Source organism: Streptomyces sp. NPDC051018 (genome assembly GCF_044456085.1).
Lineage (GTDB): Bacteria > Actinomycetota > Actinomycetes > Streptomycetales > Streptomycetaceae > Streptomyces.
In genome coordinates this window covers 1-19724 of record NZ_JBITFN010000024.1, presented here as the reverse complement: position 1 = coordinate 19724, position 19724 = coordinate 1, and the positions used below count along the sequence as shown (strand labels likewise).

Genomic DNA, 19724 nt, shown 5'->3' with positions numbered 1-19724 from the left:
GACTACTGAGCCATTGGCTTAGCGCTCATCCGGTGTCCGACACAAGGAAGGGCCATCGGTACACCCATGGACGATCTCGATGTCTCACTGCTGCGGCTCCTCGTGGAGGAACCCAGGGCCGGAATGCGGGAGTACGCGCGTGTCCTGGGCGTGGCCCGGGGGACCGTACAGGCCCGGCTGACCCGCCTGGAACGCGACGGGGTGATCGACGGCTACGCCCCGAAGCTGAGCCCGGCGATGCTCGGCTATCCCGTTCTGGCGCTGGTCCATCTCCATGTGGCGCAGGGCCGGCTGGAGGATGTGATCGACTCGCTCCACGCGCTCCCGGAGGTGCTGGAGGCGCACTCGATCGCGGGTGAGGGGGATCTGGTGTGCCGGGTGGCGGCCAAGGACAACGCCTATCTGGAGTACGTCATCCAGCAGCTGGTCAGGGTGCCGGGTGTGGTCCGCACCAAGACCGAGGTCATCCTCTCGGAGCGGGTGCGCTACCGCGTTCTGCCGCTGGTGGCGCGGCCGGGCCGGTCCGCGCCGGGGACGCCCTGACCGGGCGTCCGCCCCCCTTTTTTTGACGCTCGGGTCACCTCCGAGGCGCTCAAGCGTGCACCGACGGTCGATCGTGCTCGACCCCTCTATTTGAGCGCTCGGTTCACCTCCGAGGCGCTCAAGCGTGCACCGACAGTCGATCGTGCTCGACCACTCGTTCCTCGCGGCCTCCGCGCGTTCTCCCTTTCGGCACCCGCGCGCCTCTTCAGCTCACTCGCGAAACACCCGGTGACCCGCCCCTGCGGGTGCGGCACCCGCCTGGGCACGTTCTTGCTTTCGGGGGCTCGGGTGCCTCTTCAGCTCACTCGCGAAAAGCCCGATCACCCACCCCTGCGGGTGCGGCACCGGCCTCCGCGCGATCTCCCTCTCGGCACCCGGGCGCCTTCTCGGCTCACTCGTGGAAAGCTCGGTGGCCCGCTTCTGTGGGTGCGGCACCCGCCTTGGCGCGATCACCCTCTCGGCACCCGCGCGCCTCTTCGGCTCACTCGGGGTTGCGGTGCGGGCCCGGCGGTTGTGGCGCGGTTCAGGCGCCCCGGCCCACGATCAGCCAGATGGACGGCAGTTCGATCCGGGAGCCGTTCTCCTCGTACTCGGTCGTCGTCAACGGCAGCTCACCGCTCGCGAGGACGGACAGACCCGCCGCGCGGACGAGGTCGGCCACTTCGGAGTCGGGCACGGCCCCGGGCACGATGCCGTGGCGGAAGACGGGCAGCAGCTTGGCGGGCGGGCCGGGCTCCGCCTGCGCGAGCCGGGCCAGCCGGGGACCGGCCGCCTCCGCCAGCTCGACGACGAAGGCGCGCCCGCGCTCGCCGATCAGTACCGCGATCGCTTCGGCGAGCGGCCGCCGGTCCTTGGGGTCGCTCTGGTGGAGGACTCCGCGCATATAGACATTGCAGTCGCCCAGTTCACCGTGCAGTCGGGCGACCGCCTCCGGATCCACGGCGTCGAGCTGCCGGAAACGTATCTCCCCGGACGGTACGGGCCCGCCGGCCTTGTGCGCGCCCGGGGTGGGCCCGCTCCCGCCGGACGCCTTCTCCCGTCTCTCGGCCCGAGTGCGCCGCAGCTCGCTCTCGTGCTTCTCCCGCCGTTCCGCCAGCTTGATCGCGGCGGAGGACAGATCCACGCCCACCACCCGGGGGAAACGGTCGGCCAGGAACCGGGTCTGGGTGCCGTTGCCGCAGCCGAGGTCGAGCAGGGGAAGCGCGGGCGCGTCCACGTACGGTTCGTAGATCGCCAGATGCGGTCCGGCGGTGAGCGCGGGTTCGGCGTCCCAGAAGACCTCGCCCGGCTCACCGGTCGCCTCGTTCCAGAAACCCTCCCAGGCCTCCCTGTAACGATGTGTGACGCTCATGACCAGCTCCCCAGGGTGAATGACTTCACGTCAAGATCGGTCTATCGCGCATGTGTTGTCACGGCAAGCCGACGGGGGCACCACCGGCCGTGCCGGCGTCCGGACCGCCGTGCCGTGCCGCCGTTCCACCGCGCCCGGTCCACCGCGCCGGATCCGGGCCGTGCCGCCCGGCGGCCGGTCAGCGCGGGGCGACCTCGAACCACACCGTCTTGCCCCCCGCCGTACGGCTCGCGCCCCACTCCCGCGCCAGCGAGCCCACCACTCTCAGCCCCCGCCCGCACTCGTCGTCCGGGCCGGATTCCCGCAGCACCGGCAGGGTGTGGTCGTCGTCCGACACCTCGCACAGCAGTGTCGTGGAGCGTACGAGCCTCAACTCGGCGCGGTCACCGCCCGCGTGCCGTACGGCGTTGGCGACGACCTCGCCGACGAGCAGCTCCACGGTCGCACCCACCGCCTCCAGGCCCCAGCGGCGCAGCTGTGCGGCGACCAGCCGTCGCGCTCTGGCGGCCTCCCCCGGCTCCAGGGACAGCTCCCAGGCGGCGACGGACTCGGCGGGAATGCCGCCGAGGCGGGCCATCAGCAGGGCGACGTCGCCCTTGCGTCCGCCCCGGGCGCCCAGGGCTCGGATGACGGCGTCGCAGGCGTCGTCCATGGACGCTGCCGGGTGCGCGGCGGATTCGCAGAGGGCCGCGAGTCCCGGACCGATGCCCTCACCTCTGGCCTCCACCAGCCCGTCGGTGCACATCACCAGCCGGTCCCCGGGCGCCACCGGCACCCGGCGGCTCTCGAAGGGGACCCGGCCGACGCCGATCGGGGCGCCCGTCGGCAGGTCGAGGAGTCCGCCCCGGCCGTCGGCGGCACGGACCAGCACGGGCGGCACATGCCCCGCGTTCGCGATCACCAGCTCATGGCCGATGGGGTCGTAGACCGCGTAGAGACAGGTCGCGAGACAGCTCTCACCGAGGCGCAGGGCGAAGTCGTCGAGTTGGCGCAGCAGCAGCTCGGGCGGCGGATCGAGGGCCGCCAGGGTCTGTACGGCGGTCCGTAACCGGCCCGTCGTCGCGGCCGTGTGGAGACCGTGGCCCATCACGTCGCCGACGACCAGCGCGACCCGTGAGCCGGGCAGCTTGACGGTGTCGGCCCAGTCGCCGCCGGCCCGGCCGGGCCGGGTGCCGGGCAGTTGGCGGGTGACCGTGTCGCACCCGGCGAACCTCTGGGTGGCCCGGGGCGGCATCGAGTCCTGAAGGGTCTCGGCGGCCGGCTCCCGGCGGGTGCCCATCCGGGCGTTGTCGAGGACAAGTCCGGCGCGGGCCGCCAGCTCGGCCCCGGTGACCCGGTCCATGTCGTCGAAGGCCGGGCGCCCCGGATGGCGGAGCAGGATCATGAACCCCAGGACGACATCGCGGGCCTTCAGCGGCACGACCAGCAGGGAACGCCCGTTGATCAGCGGCCGGATGTCCCGTTTCTCGAACTGCGAGGCGATGGCGGTGCCCATCCGCTCACTGATCCTGGGCACCAGCACGGGTTCTCCGGTGGTCATGCACTGGAAGAAGGGAGTGCGCTCGGGGAACGTCATGGACTCGCCGACCGGCACCACATCGTCCCAGCGGCCCGGCGCGTCCATATGCTCGACGGCGACCCGGTGCCAGACCGTTCTCGTGTCGGGCGGACCGTCCGGGAACCCCTCGCCCGCCAGGACCTGTTCCCGCAGAAAGGTGCCCGCGACATCGGTGAAGCGCGGTACGACGGCCGCGCTGACCTCCTGGATCGTACGGGCGAGATCGAGCGAGGAACCGATGCGGCCGCTCACCTCGTCGAGGAACTCCAGGCGCTCGCGCACCGCCGCGTTTTCGAGGTCCTCCCGGGGATCGCGCGCCCCGGCGGGCCCGTCCGGGGCGCTCTCCCCCTCGGCCCGGCCGCGACGGTGGTGCCCGGCGCGCCGGGGCACGCCCCAGTCGGGGGTGACCGGCACCCGGTCGTGGTGGGTGAACTCCAGTACGGGATAGCCGAGATCGAGGATCTGGGAGACGATCCGGTTCGCCTCCCCGACGCTCAGGCTCGGCAGGATCTCGGGGAGTGTGCGCGCGAGTTCGCCGGAGCCGGGGAACTCGGTGTGCGACGCGAAACCGGGGGCGACCCGCTCGATGGACCGGCCGGGGGCATCCGGGTCCGCCGCGCCCGCCTGCCGGGCGTCCGCCGCGAGCACGATCAGCCGCTCGTCGCCCGGCCCCACCATGGGATAGGCCCACCACAGCACATCGACGCGCGCCCCGCCCCGGCCGCCGAGCCTGGCCCGGCCCGCGGTGGCGTAGGAGGTGAGCCCTTCGAGGGTGGCGTGCAGCCCGGGGCCGAGACCGCCGAACGCGTCGTAGGCACCGAGGTCGTCGTACGAGGCGTAGGGGCCGTATCCGGTGTCGGAGGGGAGCGCTCCGGAGACCGGGAGCAGATCGGCGGCGGGCCGGCCCACCGCCTCCTCGCCCGCGGGGCCGAACAGCCCCCGCGCACCGGACGACCAGTGCGACACCAGGCCGTCGCCGTCCACGACGATCACGGCAAGCGGAATCCGGCCGGACACGGCGTACTGCCGCGGCACCCTCGGCGGAACACCACTGTCCATGGGTGGGAGGCTCCTTCCCCGCGCCTGGATTCGCGGCTCGGCTCCACGGTACGGCGCTCGGGAGGGCGTGCGCGGGGCAACGGACGAATAGGTCGTGCGCCCGCGCGAATCCCCTGTTCCTTCGCACTGCCGGAGGAATGACTCAGTCCGTATGCCCGCGCCGGCACCGCGCTCCGGACGTGCGCCGCCCGTGCCGCAGGGGTCGGTGGTGACCGGCCGGTAGCCTGTGGGGACGCCCTCGCGCCCGCGCACCTGAGGCCGGAGAAGCGGAAGGTTCCGGAGGGGCCGGTGGTGCGGGTGTCGACCAACAGGCCGGTACGTCCGGGGAGAACGCGCCTACGGGACGGGCAAGGCCGTCTGTCGGTGTCACGGGTCCTTCCGGGCAGCGCCCCGTCCCGGCCGGAAGGCCCTGGGGAGCCGGCGCGTTCGTTCGGCCATCGGCCTGCCGACCGTCGGATGACCTGCCGCAGGGCGGGCCCATCATTCCGGTGCTGTCCCGCACGGCCCCTCCCGGGAGGGGCCGTGGCCGCGCTCCGCGCGGTGAGGGGTCCGCTGCGGAGGGGTGAGCGCGGGGCAGCGCCCGGGTGTGCCGGGCGCTGCCCTCCGGGCTTGCCGGGCAGGGGTGTTCGCGGTGTCAGGTCAGTGCGTCGCGGATGGCGGCTTCGACCTGGGTGGCGGTATTGGTGTGGCCGGCGGCGTTGGGGTGCACGACCGTGGCCCGCGTCCCGCCGGAGCACGTCAGGGTGAACGGCCCGAGGGCGGGTTCGTTCGGCCAGTACGAGGCCGCCTCGCCGCAGACGCCCTCCACCCACTTCGTCGCCCGGGGCCCGCACGCGTCGTGGCCGGCGCTGGAGGCGGCGGTGTCGACGTATGTGTCACCGCTCAGTTCCGTGATGGCCTGGATAATCGTGTTGAGGCGGGTGTACACGTCACCCAGCCAGGCGATGTCGCCGTGGGTGACCGGGACCGTGCCGACGTTCTTGATGTCGGCGGCCAGTTCGGTGGTGTCCTTGCGGTCACAGGTGGCGGGGTCGGACGGGACGACCGTGGGGTAGCCGACCGTGATGACCTTGGCGTTGGGCGCCTTGCGGTGTACTTCGGCCAGCATCGCGGCGTACTCGCGGACGATCCGGTCGTACTTGTCGGCGATGGGCTCCGGGTCGAAGACCGATTCGCCGCTCTCGTAGGCATCGCGGCACGGGGTGGCGTCGTCCGGCTGGCCGAAACCCCCGATGAGGCAGGACATGAGGATGGCACCGAACGGCAGGCTGTTGCCGCCGACGCCGATCGTGACCACGTCGGTGTCGGCGTTCAGCTTCGCGCGGTCGGCCTGGGGGGCCACGCTCGGCCAGCCGTCCTCGGGGGCCTGGACGGGACTGATGGGGGTCTGCCGGGCGGTGGCGATGTCGCGGATGGTGGCACCGCCGCAGCTGACGTCGGTCAGCGTCACCGGCCGGCCCCCGGGCGGGCCGGCGGCGAGCTTGCCCGCGACGAGGCTCGGATACGCGCCCGTCGTACGGTCGCAGCCGTCACGGTCCGGGCCGCCCAGGGCCGGACTGGGGTCGCCGACGAACAGGCCGGCGGTGTACGAGTCGCCGAGTGCCGCCCACCGCACGGGCTCCGGCGCGGCTGAGGCCGTGGCCGGTACGCCGGCCGCGAGCGTCAGCATGGCCAGCGCACCCAGCGCGGCCCGGCGGAGGAAGGCCCCGCCCCGCACGGAGCCGGCGGCTCGTTCCTGTTCCCGTGAGGTCGGTGAGGACGTCTTGATATGGAACACGTAGCTCTCCTGAAGCAGACCAACGGCCGGTCGATTGCGCTGCGTACTCAAGCAGCTACGTTTTGTGATGGTCCAGACTCTGGGAGATCATTCACTCCACCGTGTCCACGCCACCGCAGAAGGCGTTCGGCGGGGCCGGAACACCCAGACCACTCCACGAATGCCGGTGCACACCGCACACACCGAGGTCTTCCCGGCCGGGACGACGACACCGGCCAAGCGCCCGGCGCGCGCGACTCCGGCGGTACGTCCGCGTCCGGAACAATGGCCGGCGGATCACGGTGTCGATGTGCTCGGCGCGTTCGACGCGTTCAGCGCGTTCAGCGCGTTCAGCGCGTTCAGCGCGTTCAGCGCGTTCAGCGAGCAGACGCGCGACCGGCCGGAGAGACGCCTTCGGGTCCATGCCCAGGTAACACCCGGGCCCGGACAGGCTGTGATCTCGGATTGCGGCTTCCGAGGGGGTTCTGAACCCGACGAGAAGCCTTCGGTGTCCCAGGCGCTCGGAGTTCGGCGTTGAACCGCACCGACTCCCCGCACCGGTCGAGGAGTTGTGCAGGCGCCCCGAAGCCCGCAGCCGGGAGGCCGTCCACGACCCGACCGCTGCGCCCTGGTACGTCAGGGGCGTGTCGGGTGCTCGGCTGGGGCTTTCCCGCGGCCCGTGGCGCGCTCGGCGCAACTCGACGCCGCGGGGAAAGCCACTCGAAACGGTGAGTGCTGCCACGACGGGCCCCTTGCCCTGCCGCGGCCCGCCGGGGTCACCCTCCCGGACCCCGGATCGCCCGGGTCACTCGCCCGGGCCCGCGGTCACTTCTTCTCGACCTCGGCGGCCAGATTGGCGAGCAGGGCGTCGTAGATCCGGGCGAGCCCCTTGGGGGCGAAGGTCTTCTCGAAGAATCCGCCGATACCTCCCGCACCCTTCCAGACGGCGGTGACGACGGCCTTCGACCGGCCCTCCCCCGCCGGGGTGACCGTCCAGGTGGTGACCATGGAGGAGTTGCGGTCCTTCTCGACCAGCCGGCCGTCGGTCGGCTCGGTGACATCGAGCAGACAGTCGCGGACCCGCTTGCTCGTGGCCTGGAGCTTCCAGTGGACGACGGTGCCCTCCCCGTCCCCGCCCTCACGGACCTCGTACTCGCTGAAGTGCTCCGGCAGCAGCTTCGCGCGGGAGTTCTCGTAGTCGGCCAGTGTGTCGAACACCGTCTCCGCGTCCGCAGCGATGATTCGTTCCGTCGTGGCCTCGACCTGCGCCATTGCCGTTCCTCCAGCACTCGGTTGTTCGGGGTCGGCGCTAGCCAACCACCTCGGTCGCGAGGGCCCAAATCCGGGGCGCGGGCGAGACCGACGCATGGCCCATGCAGCGATCAAGGGAACATGTGTTCTATTCTGCTGGGAGAGCTATCGAGGAGGCGACCATGCGCTGGGACCATCTGGCCGAGACCCCGTCGACGCCGCAGTCCGGGGAGGGCGCGCTGTTCGGGATGTCCGCGGTGCGGACCAGGACCTTCGACACTCCCGAGTTCCGGGGCGTCACCTTCCATGAGGTCCGGGCGCGTTCGATTCTCAACCGGGTCCCCGGCGCATCACGGATGCCGTTCGAATGGACGGTCAACCCCTACCGCGGGTGTACTCACGCGTGTGTCTACTGTTTCGCCCGCAAGTCCCACAGCTATCTGGACCTCGACACCGGGCTCGGCTTCGACTCCCAGATCGTCGTCAAGGTCAACGCTCCCGAGCTTCTCCGCCGTCAGCTGGGGTCCCGACAGTGGCAGGGCGCGCACATCGCGATGGGCACCAACGTCGACTGCTACCAGAGGGCGGAGGGAAGGTACCGGCTGATGCCGGGCATCATCGCCGCCCTGCGCGACCACGCGAACCCGTTCTCCATCCTGACCAAGGGCACCCTGATCCTGCGCGATCTGGATCTGCTGCTCCAGGCGGCCGAGGCCACCGAGGTCGGCATCTCCGTCTCGGTGGGCTTCACGGACCAGGCCCTGTGGCGCACGGTCGAGCCGGGCACCCCCTCCCCCGAGCGCCGCCTCGACGCCGTCCGCACCCTCACCGGCCACGGGATCGGCTGCGGGGTGCTGATGGCGCCCGTGATCCCCTTCCTGGGCGACCACCCCGATCAGCTGCGCGCCACCGTCCGTGCAATAGCCGAGGCGGGCGCCACCTCCGTGACACCGCTCGTCCTCCATCTGCGGCCCGGCGCCCGCGAGTGGTTCATGGCATGGCTGGGCGAGCACCACCCGTATCTCGTACGGCGCTACGAGCGGCTGTACGCGGGCGGGTCGTACGCGCCCACGTGGTACCAGCGCCGGATCACCCGGCTGGTCCATGAACTGGCGGCGGAGTACGGGATCGGTCCCGCCGGCCGGGGGATGCCGCGCCGTATCCGGCCCGAACCGGAGCAGGGGCCCGCGCTTCCGCTCGGACAGGAGCCGACACAGCTCACGCTGCTCTGACCCGGGGTCCCGGGACTCCGCGGCCCGGGGTGGCGGTGCTCAGGACGCCGGGACCTCGGGGCGGGCCTCGGTATCGCCGCCGTCGCCGGTACGGGTCCCGGTGCCGGTGCCGGTGCCGGTGCGGGTGCCTGCCCCGGTCCCGGTGCCGGTTCCGGTTTCCGCCCGGGGTGAGGGGCCGCCCGTGATCCAGCGGCCGGTGCCCGTGTCGTACACATACGAGGTCCTGCCCCCGACCGCGCTCGTACGGAACGGCCGGCCGCCGTCGTCGTCGACGCGTACGGTGCCCGAGCGGTCGCCGCTGCTCCACTCCAGTTCCAGATACCAGTCGCAGCCGCACCCGGCCGTGGTGGCGGTGACGAGCAGGATCTCGGGGTCCTCGGCCGAGACCCGGTAGGGGAACGCGACGGCCGGCAGGGGCCCGTTCTCGTCGTAACCGCCCACCGAGCGGGCGATCGGGCGGGACTTGTCGAGATCGACGTCGAACATCCGGGGAGTGAGCGATCCCCCGCAGCCGAGACTCATCTGGTAGGCGTTCCCCGGGGCCGGGGCGCGCCGGGCCGCGACCCGCACGCGCAGCGACTGGAGCACCACCGCCTCGTCGGTCCTGCCCTGCACGGTGATCCGCACCCCCGTCCGGCCGCCGTGCACCGCGCCGACGGCCCTGGCCCAGGGCGCGGCGTCGGCCTCGCCCGGCGGCGGGGGCACGGCGTCGGGGCGCCGGTCGACGAGATAGCCGTGGTCGCAGCCGTTGGCCCAGACATGCTGGTTGACCCGCACGGTGAACGGCGACCCGGCGGCCGGGGACTTCGGCGCTCCGGTGGACCGTGGGGGCGCCGCGCCGGGCGTCTCCGGGCCGCCGCCGGGGGCGGGGGCGGTGGTGCGAGTGCCGGAGGGCGAAGCGCTCGGGGACACCGGCCCCGCGGACGAGGTGCCCCGCGCGCCGGACGTGGGCGAGCCGCCGACGGTGCCCGTGCCCGGCTGCTGTGCCGCGGCGCGCCGTCCGTCGGCCGGCCGGAGCGGCGAGTGGTCGAACGCCGGCAGCAGGACGAAGGTGAGCGCGGTCGCGACGGCCCCTGCCCCGTAGACGAGGCGCCTCCGTCGCCGGGGAGGGCGCGTGGTTCCGGCGGGCCGCCGTCCGGCGGGCGGGGCCCCGGCGCCGCGCCCCTCCCCCAGGACGACGGTGACTTCGGGACGTGCGCCTCCGTCCCGCTCCGGCCCGTCGTGCGAAGAGCGGATGGTGTCGGTCGGTTCGCCGGGGCGGGAGTCCGCTCCTGTTACAGGGGCCGCGGGGTGGGCGAGTCCACCGGAATCCGGAGGGTCCGCATGGTCGGGACGGTCAGCGCGATCGCGGTGACCGAGGTGGTCCTGGTGGCCCGAGGGGCTGGAGGGATGCGGGCGACCGGAGATGTCCGACGGGTCCCCGGGGTCGCCCTGCACCGCCGGACCCGCCTCCGCCGCCGGACCCGCCCCCGCGGCAGGACCCGCCTCCGCAGCCGGACCCGTCGCCACGCCCGAGCCCCCCGCCTCCTGGCGCCGGCGGCGGTCCGCGTCCGCCAGGATCCAGAGGCGGTGCAGGGCGACCAGGTCCTCACCGCCGAGACCGCACAGCCGGGCGAGGCGTTCGACGGGCGCGAACTCCATGGGGACCGTATGGCCCGAGCAGTAGCGGTGGAGGGTGGAAGCGGACACACCCACCCGGCGCGCGAGCGCGCCGTAGCTGCGGCCCGATGCCTCCCTCAGCTCGTTGATTCGCCGCGCGAACGCACCGGACTCGGAATCTCGTGATGTGTTCACAACCGTTCCAGCTCTCCGACCGTCCCGGGGCGGCATTCCACCCCGTCGGGTAATGCCACGTCAGCGGGGGTGGAATGGTTCCACCGTTCCGGAGGCGGCCGGAGCGCTTGTGCGCCGGGCCATGGGCTGCCGAAGCTGGTGACCGCTCGACCAGCCATCAAGCAACGGGGATGCACTTCCATGAAGATGTTCCGTACCGCCGCCGTGACCGCGGCGGCCCTCGGCCTGACCGTCGCCTCCTTCGCGACGGCCCATGCCGCACCTGCTCCCAAGTTCCTCTCGGCCTCACAGCTGCCGGCCGCGCCGACACCCTGGACGGCCGGACCGGTGAAGGCGGGTCTGCCCGGCGACTTCTGCACCGGGAACACCGCGCCGAAGGCGTCCAGCAAGTACCGCCTCTTCACCACCGAACTGGACACCGGCGCCCGGCAGACCATCACGGTCGCCACCACCGAGGCCAAGGCGAAGACCCTCGTCACCAAGCTCCGCGCCTCGATCGAGAGCTGCCTCGGCCGGCTCCAGCAGCAGTACCCGGGACTGGAGGGCGAGGCGTTCTACCACGGGCGGATCAATGTCGAGGAGGGCGCGCACGTCTACAGCGTCGACACCTCGGACCCCGAGGCCGGCTCGACGGACATCGCACTCTACTCGGTCGGCCGTGACGGACGGACGGTCACGGTCATCGGCTGGGGCCAGCTGGGCGACCTCGACGGCGCGCCGCTCGCGGGTTTCCGGACGACCACGAAGACCGCGGTCAACAAGCTGTACTGAGCGACGGCTCGGTACGGCGGACGACCGATACGAGTGTCCGGCAGTTGCCAGTTCAGGGGACTGACGGACACGGGGGGAGCCGCGGGCTCCGGAGCCGACACCTTCCCGGCCCGGAGCCCGCGGCGCGGTTCGGCCCACGGACCGGCGCATTCCACCCACGCTGTCCGGCGACGACCCGGCGCCCTCCGCCCGACTCAGCGGGTACGGCCCCGACACCTTCCGCCCGCCCGGGTCGGTCACGCCCGACCGCCGCGGTACCCGTCCGGTGGCACCCGACGGGCCCGCGGTACGCGCCCGCCTCAGTCCGCCAGGCGGGCGAGCGCCGCCCACGCCGCCGCCGCCAGCCGGGGATGGGTCCGGGCCGACTCCAGTACACCCGCGGCCCGTTCGTCGCCGAGCGCGCCCAGCCCCTCCACACACGCCAGCGCCACCCGCCAGTGGGGGTCACCGGGAGCGAGCCTGCGGCGGAGCACCGTGATCAGGGCGGGTACGGACTCGGGCGCCCGCAGCCTGGTCAGCAGCCGTACCGGAACCAGGGCGTAGGCGACGCGCAGTTCATTGGTGGCGAGCGCGGCGGCGGCTCGGGGCGTACGGGGGTCGGCCAGCTCCGACAGAGCGTGCGCGGCGGCGACACAGCGCTCGGGGTCACGGTGGTTGAGCAGCAGCACCAGCGACTCGAAGGCCCGGCGGTCCCCGGCGCACCCCAGCCGGAACGCGGCCATCTCCCGTGCCCACAGTGGGCGTTCCCGTTCGGTGAGGACACCCGCGAGCTCTTCCCGGTCCTCCGTCACCAGCAGGCGTTCGTACGCCGGTGAACCGCCCGACTCGCCCCGCAGACGTTCGGCCAGCGACCGGAGCTCCTCGTCCATGGGATCAGCGTATCGGCGGCCGGAAGGGCCCCGGAGGGGAACCTCGCCCGGCGGGGACCGCGCGACCCAGATCACACCGGCCCAGGTCTGGCGCGCTCATTACTCACGAGTTAATCTCATGTGAGCGGGTTACCCCGCGGCTCATGGCGGCCTGGTGACGCAGCCGCCGCGAGTGCAGTCGGTTCGGCGAACACCGTGGTGCGTGAGTCGGTCACGTACCGCGAACGGCACGGCTTCGGGACGGAGCCCGCCGACAGTACCCACGACCCGTTCTCGGTGCGCGCTCCGCGCCTTCGGGCGCTCGATTCCCGCGCTGCCGCCGCCCGCGCGCTTCCCGCTCGTCTGTCTCGCCAGTCTGTTGTTTATCACGCGTGCGGCCTCCACCAGTCGTCACTCACCCTGGAGTCCCCGGATGGACACCCCTCTGCACACCGTCGCCGTCGTCGGCCTCGGCACCATGGGCACCGGTATCGCCGAAGTGCTCACCCGCGCCGGCCGGGAAGTCGTCGGTATCGACATCAGCGAGGAGGCCGCCCGCCGGGCCGTCGCCTCGCTCGAAGCCTCCACCGCCCGGGCCGTCCGGCGCGGGCGGATCACCGAGGAGGAGCGCGCCGACACCCTGGCCCGCTTCCGGACGTATCCCGACCTCCGGGCGGCCGCGGACGCCGAACTCGTGATCGAGGTCGTGTCCGAGTCGTTCGAGACCAAGCAGCAGGTCTTCCACGAGCTGGACGCGGTCGTCCGCCCCACGGCCGTCCTCGCCACCGGCACCAACGCGCTCTCGGTGACCAGGCTCGCCGCCGAGTCCCGCCACCCCGAGCGGGTGCTCGGGATGCACTTCTTCAACCCGGCCCCGGCGATGAAACTCGTCGAGGTCGTCTCCTCGGTGCTCACCGCGCCGGCGGCCGTCGACGCGGTCACCGCTCTCGCCCGGGAGCTGGGCAAGGAACCCGTCGCGGTGGGCGACCGTCCCGGATTCGTCGCGGACGGGCTGCTGTTCGGCTATCTCAACCAGGCGGCGGCGATGTACGAGGCGAAGTACGCCTCCCGCGAGGACATCGACGCGGCGATGAGGCTGGGCTGCGGGCTGCCGATGGGACCGCTGGCGCTGCTCGACCTGATCGGCGTCGACACGGCCCGTACGGTCCTGGACGCGATGTACGCCGCGTCCCGGGACCGGCTCCACGCGCCCGCCCCGATCCTCAAGCAGCTCAGCGAGGCCGGGCTGACCGGGCGGAAGGCGGGCCGCGGTTTCTACACCTACGCGGCCCCCGGCACCCCGGACGTCGTGCCGGACGCCCTCACCCCGGGGCCCGAGGCGGCCGGGGAGGCCCCGGGCCGGGAGATCCGGTCGGTCGGGGTGGCCGGTTCCGGCACGATGGCGAGCGGGATCGCGGAGGTGTTCGCCCGGTCCGGCTATGACGTGGTGATCGCCGGGCGCTCGCCGGAGAAGGCCGAGGGCGCGAAGGCCCGGATCGGCGCGTCCCTCGCACGCTCCGTCGACCGGGGCCGGATGACGGCCGCGGCCAGGGAGGAGGCCCTGGCCAGGATCACCCCGGCGGGCTCGCTGGACGCGCTCGCCGAGGTCGACCTGGCCGTGGAGGCCGTCGCCGAGGACCTGGAGGTCAAGCGGCAGCTGTTCGCGACGCTGGACAAGGTCTGCAGGCAGGGCGCGGTGCTCGCCACCACCACCTCCTCGCTGCCGGTCGTGGCCTGTGCCCGGGCGACCTCACGGCCCGAGGACGTGATCGGGATGCACTTCTTCAACCCGGCCCCGGCGATGAAACTGGTCGAGGTCGTCCGTACGGTCCTGACCGCCGACGATGTCCACGCCACCGTGCGCGCGGTGACCGCGGGGATCGGGAAGCACCCGGTGGACTGCGGCGACCGGGCCGGATTCATCGTGAACGCGCTGCTGTTCCCGTATCTCAACAACGCGATCAAGATGGTCGAGCAGCACTACGCGACCGTCGACGACATCGACGCCGCGATCAAGCTGGGCGCCGGATACCCGATGGGTCCGTTCGAACTGCTCGATGTCGTCGGGCTCGATGTGTCGCTCGCGATCGAGAAGGTGCTGCACCGCGAGTTCCGCGATCCGGGCCTGGCGCCCGCACCGCTGCTGGAGCATCTGGTCGCCGCGGGCTGCCTCGGCCGGAAGACGGGGCGTGGCTTCCGCGAATATGCCCGGCGCTGACCGGCGGGCCGGCTGGGGCGGGCTGCTGGAACCTCCCGGCGGACCGCCCCGGCCGCCCGCGCCGAAGACGGCCGCGCCAGGTGGCCGGGACCCTGTTCCGGCCGCCGGCCGGGGCGCCCCGAAGGCGCGCCCTCCTGCACGGATGCAGTACGTTCGGGGCATGGCCCAGCCCGCTGATCCCAGTCGCCGATCTTCCCGCCCCAAGACCGCTCCGGACGCCCCGGAAAGTGCCGCGGGCAACCGCGCCGCCGCCCAACGGCTCAAGATGCGCCGCGAGTTGGCGTCGGCGGCCATGGAGTTGTTCGCGACCAAGGGGTACGAGGCGACGACCGTGGACGAGATCGCGGCCGCGGCCGGGGTGGCACGGAGGACGTTCTTCCGCCACTTCCGCTCCAAGGAGGAGGCGATCTTCCCGGACCACGACGACACGCTCGTGCGCGCGGAGGCGGTGCTGAACGCGGCGCCGCCCCACGAGCACCCGCTCGACACCGTGTGCCGGGGCATCAAGGAGGTCATGCGGATGTACGCCTCCTCCCCCGCGGTGTCCGTGGAGCGCTACCGCCTCACCCGTGAGGTGCCGACGCTCCGGGAGCGGGAGATCGCCTCGGTGGCCCGTTACGAACGGCTGTTCACCCGCTATCTGCTGGGCCACTTCGACGAGCGCGACCATCACGCCGGCAACGACGATCCGCTGCTGGCGGAGGTGGCCGCGTCCGCGGTCGTCACGGCGCACAACCATGTGCTGCGCCGCTGGCTGCGGGCCGGGGGCGAGGGCGATGTGGAGGCCCAGCTCGACCACGCGTTCGCCATCGTCCGCGAGACCTTCGGCTCGGGGATCGGCGCGGGCCGCACCGCCCCGGCGTCCCCGTCCGCCGCCGAGCCCCCGGCGCTGGTCTCCATGGCGCCGAAGGACGAGGTCCTGGTGGCCGTGGCCCGCACGGACGCGCCCCTGGACGATGTGATGCGCACGATCGAAAGGGCGCTTCAGACGCGCCGCGCCTGACGACCGTGGTCACCGGGCCTCCCGCCCGGTGACCACGACCGGCACGGCGACCCCCCGGCCCGAAAAGCCCCCGGGGCCGTGGGCCGGGGACCGGGCACGGCTCCCCGTACCGCCGTGAACCCATGTGGTTCCCGGCGCCCCCCGGCCCCGGAGGCCACGGAGCGGGCCCGCGGCCTCCGCTCCCGTCTCCCCGTCCCCGTACCCGACCCCCGGCGACGGACCGCGCCCGGCCGCCGGGGCTCCGGCCCCGCCCGGGCCACGGCGACCCGCCCCCATGAGGACATCACTGCCGCACGCCTCGCCCTCCGCACCCCCGGGGCCCATCCCGGAGCGGTGCGAGCGCCCACCGGAGTGATCGGAGGCGACCCGGGTGTGACCGGGGAGCACCACGGAGTCACGGTCCGGATCGGATGACGCCGGGGAATCAGGCCGGGAGACCGGGACGGCACGTACGCACAAGGCCCGGAAAACGGGCCCTTCCGGGCACCTTCGGCGGGGGCCGATGCGCCCCCGCCCGGCCCTCGCGTTGCTCATCCGTGCCGTAGGGCTGACACTTGAGTGAAATTATTGGCACGCAGTGCCTTGTCACCTGTCACAGCGTGCCATACGGTGAAGGCGTCCGGGCGGCCGGCGTGCAGAGACCACGCGTACGCCGGCTGTCCCCGCAACCCGCGACCCACACGCGGCTGCGCGCCCGGACGCCTGCGTCACAGGCTCCCGACCGCGCCCACCAGCGCTGCCGACAGCACCACCACCCGCCGAACCGACGGCACACCTCCACAGCAGCACCGCCCCCAAAACCCTCTTCGGGAGTCCCACGGGACCCCGACGCGCTTCGCCGGAGGCAACACCGTGAAGGAAATCCTGGACGCGATTCAGTCGGCGGACTCCACGTCCCCAGACTTCGCCGCGCTGCCCATCCCCGAGTCCTACCGCGCGGTGACGGTGCACAAGGACGAGGCCGAGATGTTCGCCGGTCTCGAATCCCGCGAGAAGGACCCCCGCAAGTCCCTCCACGTCGAGGACGTGGCGGTGCCGGAGCTGGGTCCGGGTGAGGCGCTGGTCGCGGTGATGGCCAGTTCCGTGAACTACAACTCGGTGTGGACCTCGATCTTCGAGCCGCTGTCGACCTTCGGGTTCCTGGAGCGGTACGGAAAGGTCTCCGAGCTGACCCGGCGCCACGATCTGCCCTACCACGTGATCGGCTCCGACCTCGCCGGTGTCGTCCTGCGCACCGGCCCCGGCGTCAACGCCTGGAAGCCCGGCGACGAGGTCGTCGCACACTGCCTGTCGGTCGAACTGGAGTCCTCCGACGGCCACAACGACACCATGCTCGACCCCGAGCAGCGCATCTGGGGCTTCGAGACCAACTTCGGCGGCCTCGCCGAGATCGCCCTGGTCAAGTCCAACCAGCTGATGCCCAAGCCCGGCCATCTCACCTGGGAGGAGGCCGCCGCCCCCGGCCTGGTCAACTCCACCGCCTACCGCCAGCTCGTCTCCCGCAACGGCGCCGGCATGAAGCAGGGCGACAACGTCCTCATCTGGGGCGCGTCCGGTGGACTCGGCTCGTACGCCACCCAGTTCGCCCTCGCCGGCGGCGCCACCCCCATCTGCGTCGTCTCCAGCGACCAGAAGGCCGCCATCTGCCGCGCCATGGGCGCCGACGCCATCATCGACCGCAATGCCGAGGGCTACCGCTTCTGGAAGAACGAACACGAGCAGGACCCCCGCGAGTGGAAGCGCTTCGGCAAGCGCATCCGCGAACTCACCGGCGGCGAGGACGTCGACATCGTCTTCGAACACCCCGGCCGCGAGACCTTCGGCGCGAGCGTCTACGTCACCCGCAAGGGCGGCACCGTCGTCACCTGCGCCTCCACCTCCGGCTACACCCACGAGTACGACAACCGCTACCTCTGGATGTCCCTCAAGCGCATCATCGGCTCCCACTTCGCCAACTACCGCGAAGCCTGGGAGGCCAACCGCCTCATCGCCAAGGGCAGGATCCACCCCACGCTCTCCAAGGTCTACTCCCTCGACGACACCGGCCAGGCCGCCTACGACGTGCACCGCAACCTCCACCAGGGCAAGGTCGGCGTCCTCGCCCTCGCGCCCCGGGAGGGCCTCGGTGTGCGCGACGAGGAGATGCGCGCCCGGCACCTCGACTCCATCAACCTCTTCCGCGACGCCCCGGCGGAGCGGACCGCCCCGCGCGGTGCGAACGTCTGAGGTCCGACAGATGACAGAGCGCAACAAGGACCGGCCGTGGCTCATGCGGACGTACGCGGGTCACTCGACCGCCGAGGCGTCCAACGAGCTGTACCGCCGTAACCTCGCCAAGGGCCAGACCGGTCTGTCGGTCGCCTTCGACCTGCCGACCCAGACGGGGTACGACCCCGATCACATCCTCGCCCGGGGCGAGGTCGGCCGGGTCGGCGTGCCCGTGTCCCATCTCGGTGACATGCGCCTGCTGTTCCAGGACATCCCGCTGGATCAGATGAACACCTCCATGACGATCAACGCCACCGCCATGTGGCTGCTGGCGCTCTATCAGGTCGTCGCGGAGGAGCAGGGGGCCGATGTCCGGGCGCTCCAGGGCACCACGCAGAACGACATCGTGAAGGAGTATCTGTCCCGGGGAACGCATGTCTTCCCGCCCGGCCCCTCGCTGCGGCTGACGACGGACATGATCACCTACACGGTGAACCACATCCCGAAGTGGAACCCGATCAACATCTGCAGCTACCACCTCCAGGAGGCCGGAGCCACTCCGGTCCAGGAGATCTCGTACGCCATGGCCACCGCGACGGCCGTGCTGGACGCGGTCTTCGCCTCCGGTCAGATACCCGACGACCGCAGGGGTGAGGTGGTGGCCCGGATCTCCTTCTTCGTGAACGCGGGCGTCCGCTTCATCGAGGAGATGTGCAAGATGCGCGCCTTCGGCCGTATCTGGGACCAGGTCACCCGGGAGCGGTACGGGGTCGAGGACCCCAGGCAGCGCCGGTTCCGCTATGGCGTACAGGTCAACTCCCTCGGGCTCACCGAGGCGCAGCCGGAGAACAACGTCCAGCGGATCGTCCTGGAGATGCTGGCCGTCACCCTCTCCAAGGACGCGCGCGCACGTGCCGTACAGCTTCCGGCGTGGAACGAGGCGCTGGGGCTCCCCCGGCCCTGGGACCAGCAGTGGTCGCTGCGCATCCAGCAGGTGCTGGCGCACGAGTCGGACCTGCTGGAGTACGAGGACATCTTCGCGGGCTCGCATGTCGTCGAGGCCAAGGTGGACGCGCTCGTCGCCGAGTGTCTGGCCGAGATGGGGCGGATCGAGGAGATGGGCGGCGCGATGGCGGCCGTCGAGTCGGGTTATCTCAAGTCCCGGCTGGTCTCCTCGCACGCCGAGCGGCGCGCCAGGATCGAGGCGGGCGACGAGAAGATCGTCGGGGTGAACATCTTCGAGACCACCGAGGACAACCCGCTCACCTCGGATCTGGACACGGCGATCATGACGGTCGACCCGGCGAACGAGGCGCGGGTCGTCGCGGGGCTGCACGCGTGGCGGGACAACCGCGACGAGGCCCGCGCGACGGACGCGCTGGCGGCGCTGAAGAAGACGGCGGCGGGCACCGACAATCTGATGGCCGCCACCCTGGAGTGCGCCCGCGCGGGTGTCACCACCGGGGAGTGGGCCTGGGCGCTGCGCGATGTGTTCGGTGAGTTCCGCGCGCCGACGGGTGTCTCCTCGGCGCCGGTGGCGGTCACCGCCGAGGCGGGCACTCCGATGGCCCTGGTCCGCGAGAAGGTGGCGCGTACGGCTCAGGACCTGGGCGCCGGCCGGCTGCGGCTGCTGGTCGGCAAGCCGGGGCTGGACGGGCACTCCAACGGCGCGGAGCAGATCGCCGTACGGGCCCGTGACGCGGGCTTCGAGGTGGTCTACCAGGGCATCCGGCTCACCCCTGAGCAGATCGTCTCCGCCGCGCTGGCGGAGGACGTGCACTGTGTGGGGCTGTCCATTCTGTCCGGATCGCACGCGGAGCTGGTGCCCGATGTCCTGGCGCGGCTGCGCGAGGCGGGCGCGGCCGATGTTCCGGTCATCGTCGGCGGGATCATCCCGAACGCCGACGCCACCGAACTCAAGGCGGCGGGTGTGGCCGCCGTGTTCACCCCGAAGGACTTCGGTATCACGGAGATCATCGGACGTATCGTCGACGAGATCCGGAAAGCGAACAAGCTCGACCCTCTGGAGGTACCCGCATGACCCTCGATCGTCTCCGTCCGCGTCGTTCCTGTCTGGCGGTCCCCGGCTCCAACCCCCGCTTCCTGGAGAAAGCCCAGAGCCTGCCCGCCGA

The 19724-nt window shown here is 72.2% G+C and carries 14 protein-coding genes; 8 read left to right on the top strand and 6 right to left on the bottom strand.

Annotated features, from left to right (window positions below; all coding sequences use genetic code 11):
• Positions 1-66 precede the first annotated feature (66 nt).
• Positions 67-543: an Lrp/AsnC family transcriptional regulator gene (locus ACIBCM_RS30105; RefSeq protein ID WP_399248684.1), complete on the top strand. Its 477-nt coding sequence runs from the start codon at positions 67-69 to the stop codon at positions 541-543.
• A gap of 523 nt (positions 544-1066) precedes the next feature.
• On the opposite strand, the gene ACIBCM_RS30100 is transcribed toward ACIBCM_RS30105, so the two are convergent.
• The 3 genes from ACIBCM_RS30100 to ACIBCM_RS30090 all read right to left on the bottom strand — a co-directional run bounded on the left by ACIBCM_RS30100 (position 1067) and on the right by ACIBCM_RS30090 (position 6288).
• Positions 1067-1894: a class I SAM-dependent methyltransferase gene (locus tag ACIBCM_RS30100; RefSeq protein ID WP_399248681.1), complete on the bottom strand. Its 828-nt coding sequence runs from the start codon at positions 1892-1894 to the stop codon at positions 1067-1069.
• 178 nt (positions 1895-2072) lie between these two features.
• Positions 2073-4511, bottom strand: a complete 2439-nt coding sequence (locus tag ACIBCM_RS30095; RefSeq protein WP_399248679.1) for a SpoIIE family protein phosphatase — start codon at positions 4509-4511, stop codon at positions 2073-2075.
• Positions 4512-5145: 634 nt separating this feature from the next.
• Complete coding sequence (locus ACIBCM_RS30090) at positions 5146-6288, bottom strand: SGNH/GDSL hydrolase family protein (RefSeq protein WP_399248677.1); 1143 nt, start codon at positions 6286-6288, stop codon at positions 5146-5148.
• A gap of 160 nt (positions 6289-6448) precedes the next feature.
• On the opposite strand from ACIBCM_RS30090, the gene ACIBCM_RS30085 reads away from it, so the two are divergent.
• Positions 6449-6805 (top strand): hypothetical protein, encoded by a 357-nt coding sequence (locus ACIBCM_RS30085; protein WP_399248675.1) that lies wholly within the window; start codon positions 6449-6451, stop codon positions 6803-6805.
• A gap of 287 nt (positions 6806-7092) precedes the next feature.
• Here the strand turns inward: ACIBCM_RS30085 and ACIBCM_RS30080 are convergent, their stop codons facing one another.
• Positions 7093-7539, bottom strand: a complete 447-nt coding sequence (locus ACIBCM_RS30080) for an SRPBCC family protein (protein WP_399248673.1) — start codon at positions 7537-7539, stop codon at positions 7093-7095.
• 161 nt (positions 7540-7700) lie between these two features.
• On the opposite strand from ACIBCM_RS30080, the gene ACIBCM_RS30075 reads away from it, so the two are divergent.
• Complete coding sequence (locus tag ACIBCM_RS30075) at positions 7701-8750, top strand: Rv2578c family radical SAM protein (protein ID WP_399248671.1); 1050 nt, start codon at positions 7701-7703, stop codon at positions 8748-8750.
• 39 nt (positions 8751-8789) lie between these two features.
• On the opposite strand, the gene ACIBCM_RS30070 is transcribed toward ACIBCM_RS30075, so the two are convergent.
• The gene (locus tag ACIBCM_RS30070; protein WP_399248669.1) at positions 8790-10544 is read right to left on the bottom strand and encodes a helix-turn-helix domain-containing protein; all 1755 of its coding nucleotides are present in this window, start codon (positions 10542-10544) and stop codon (positions 8790-8792) included.
• A 180-nt stretch (positions 10545-10724) separates the two neighbouring features.
• Here ACIBCM_RS30070 and ACIBCM_RS30065 point away from each other — a divergent pair, with 180 nt between their 5' ends.
• Positions 10725-11315, top strand: a complete 591-nt coding sequence (locus ACIBCM_RS30065) for a hypothetical protein (protein WP_399248667.1) — start codon at positions 10725-10727, stop codon at positions 11313-11315.
• A 299-nt stretch (positions 11316-11614) separates the two neighbouring features.
• Here ACIBCM_RS30065 and ACIBCM_RS30060 read toward each other — a convergent pair whose 3' ends face one another.
• Complete coding sequence (locus ACIBCM_RS30060; RefSeq protein ID WP_399248666.1) at positions 11615-12184, bottom strand: adenylosuccinate lyase; 570 nt, start codon at positions 12182-12184, stop codon at positions 11615-11617.
• Between the two features lie 412 nt (positions 12185-12596).
• Between ACIBCM_RS30060 and ACIBCM_RS30055 the strand changes: the two genes are divergently transcribed.
• The 4 genes from ACIBCM_RS30055 to ACIBCM_RS30040 all read left to right on the top strand — a co-directional run bounded on the left by ACIBCM_RS30055 (position 12597) and on the right by ACIBCM_RS30040 (position 19633).
• Positions 12597-14381, top strand: coding sequence for a 3-hydroxyacyl-CoA dehydrogenase family protein (locus tag ACIBCM_RS30055; protein ID WP_399248663.1), 1785 nt, complete (start codon positions 12597-12599; stop codon positions 14379-14381).
• A gap of 160 nt (positions 14382-14541) precedes the next feature.
• The gene (locus tag ACIBCM_RS30050) at positions 14542-15384 is read left to right on the top strand and encodes a TetR family transcriptional regulator (RefSeq protein WP_399248661.1); all 843 of its coding nucleotides are present in this window, start codon (positions 14542-14544) and stop codon (positions 15382-15384) included.
• 852 nt (positions 15385-16236) lie between these two features.
• Positions 16237-17610, top strand: a complete 1374-nt coding sequence (ccrA, locus tag ACIBCM_RS30045; protein ID WP_399248659.1) for a crotonyl-CoA carboxylase/reductase — start codon at positions 16237-16239, stop codon at positions 17608-17610.
• A 10-nt stretch (positions 17611-17620) separates the two neighbouring features.
• The gene (locus tag ACIBCM_RS30040) at positions 17621-19633 is read left to right on the top strand and encodes a protein meaA (RefSeq protein WP_399248657.1); all 2013 of its coding nucleotides are present in this window, start codon (positions 17621-17623) and stop codon (positions 19631-19633) included.
• Positions 19634-19724: the final 91 nt, after the last annotated feature.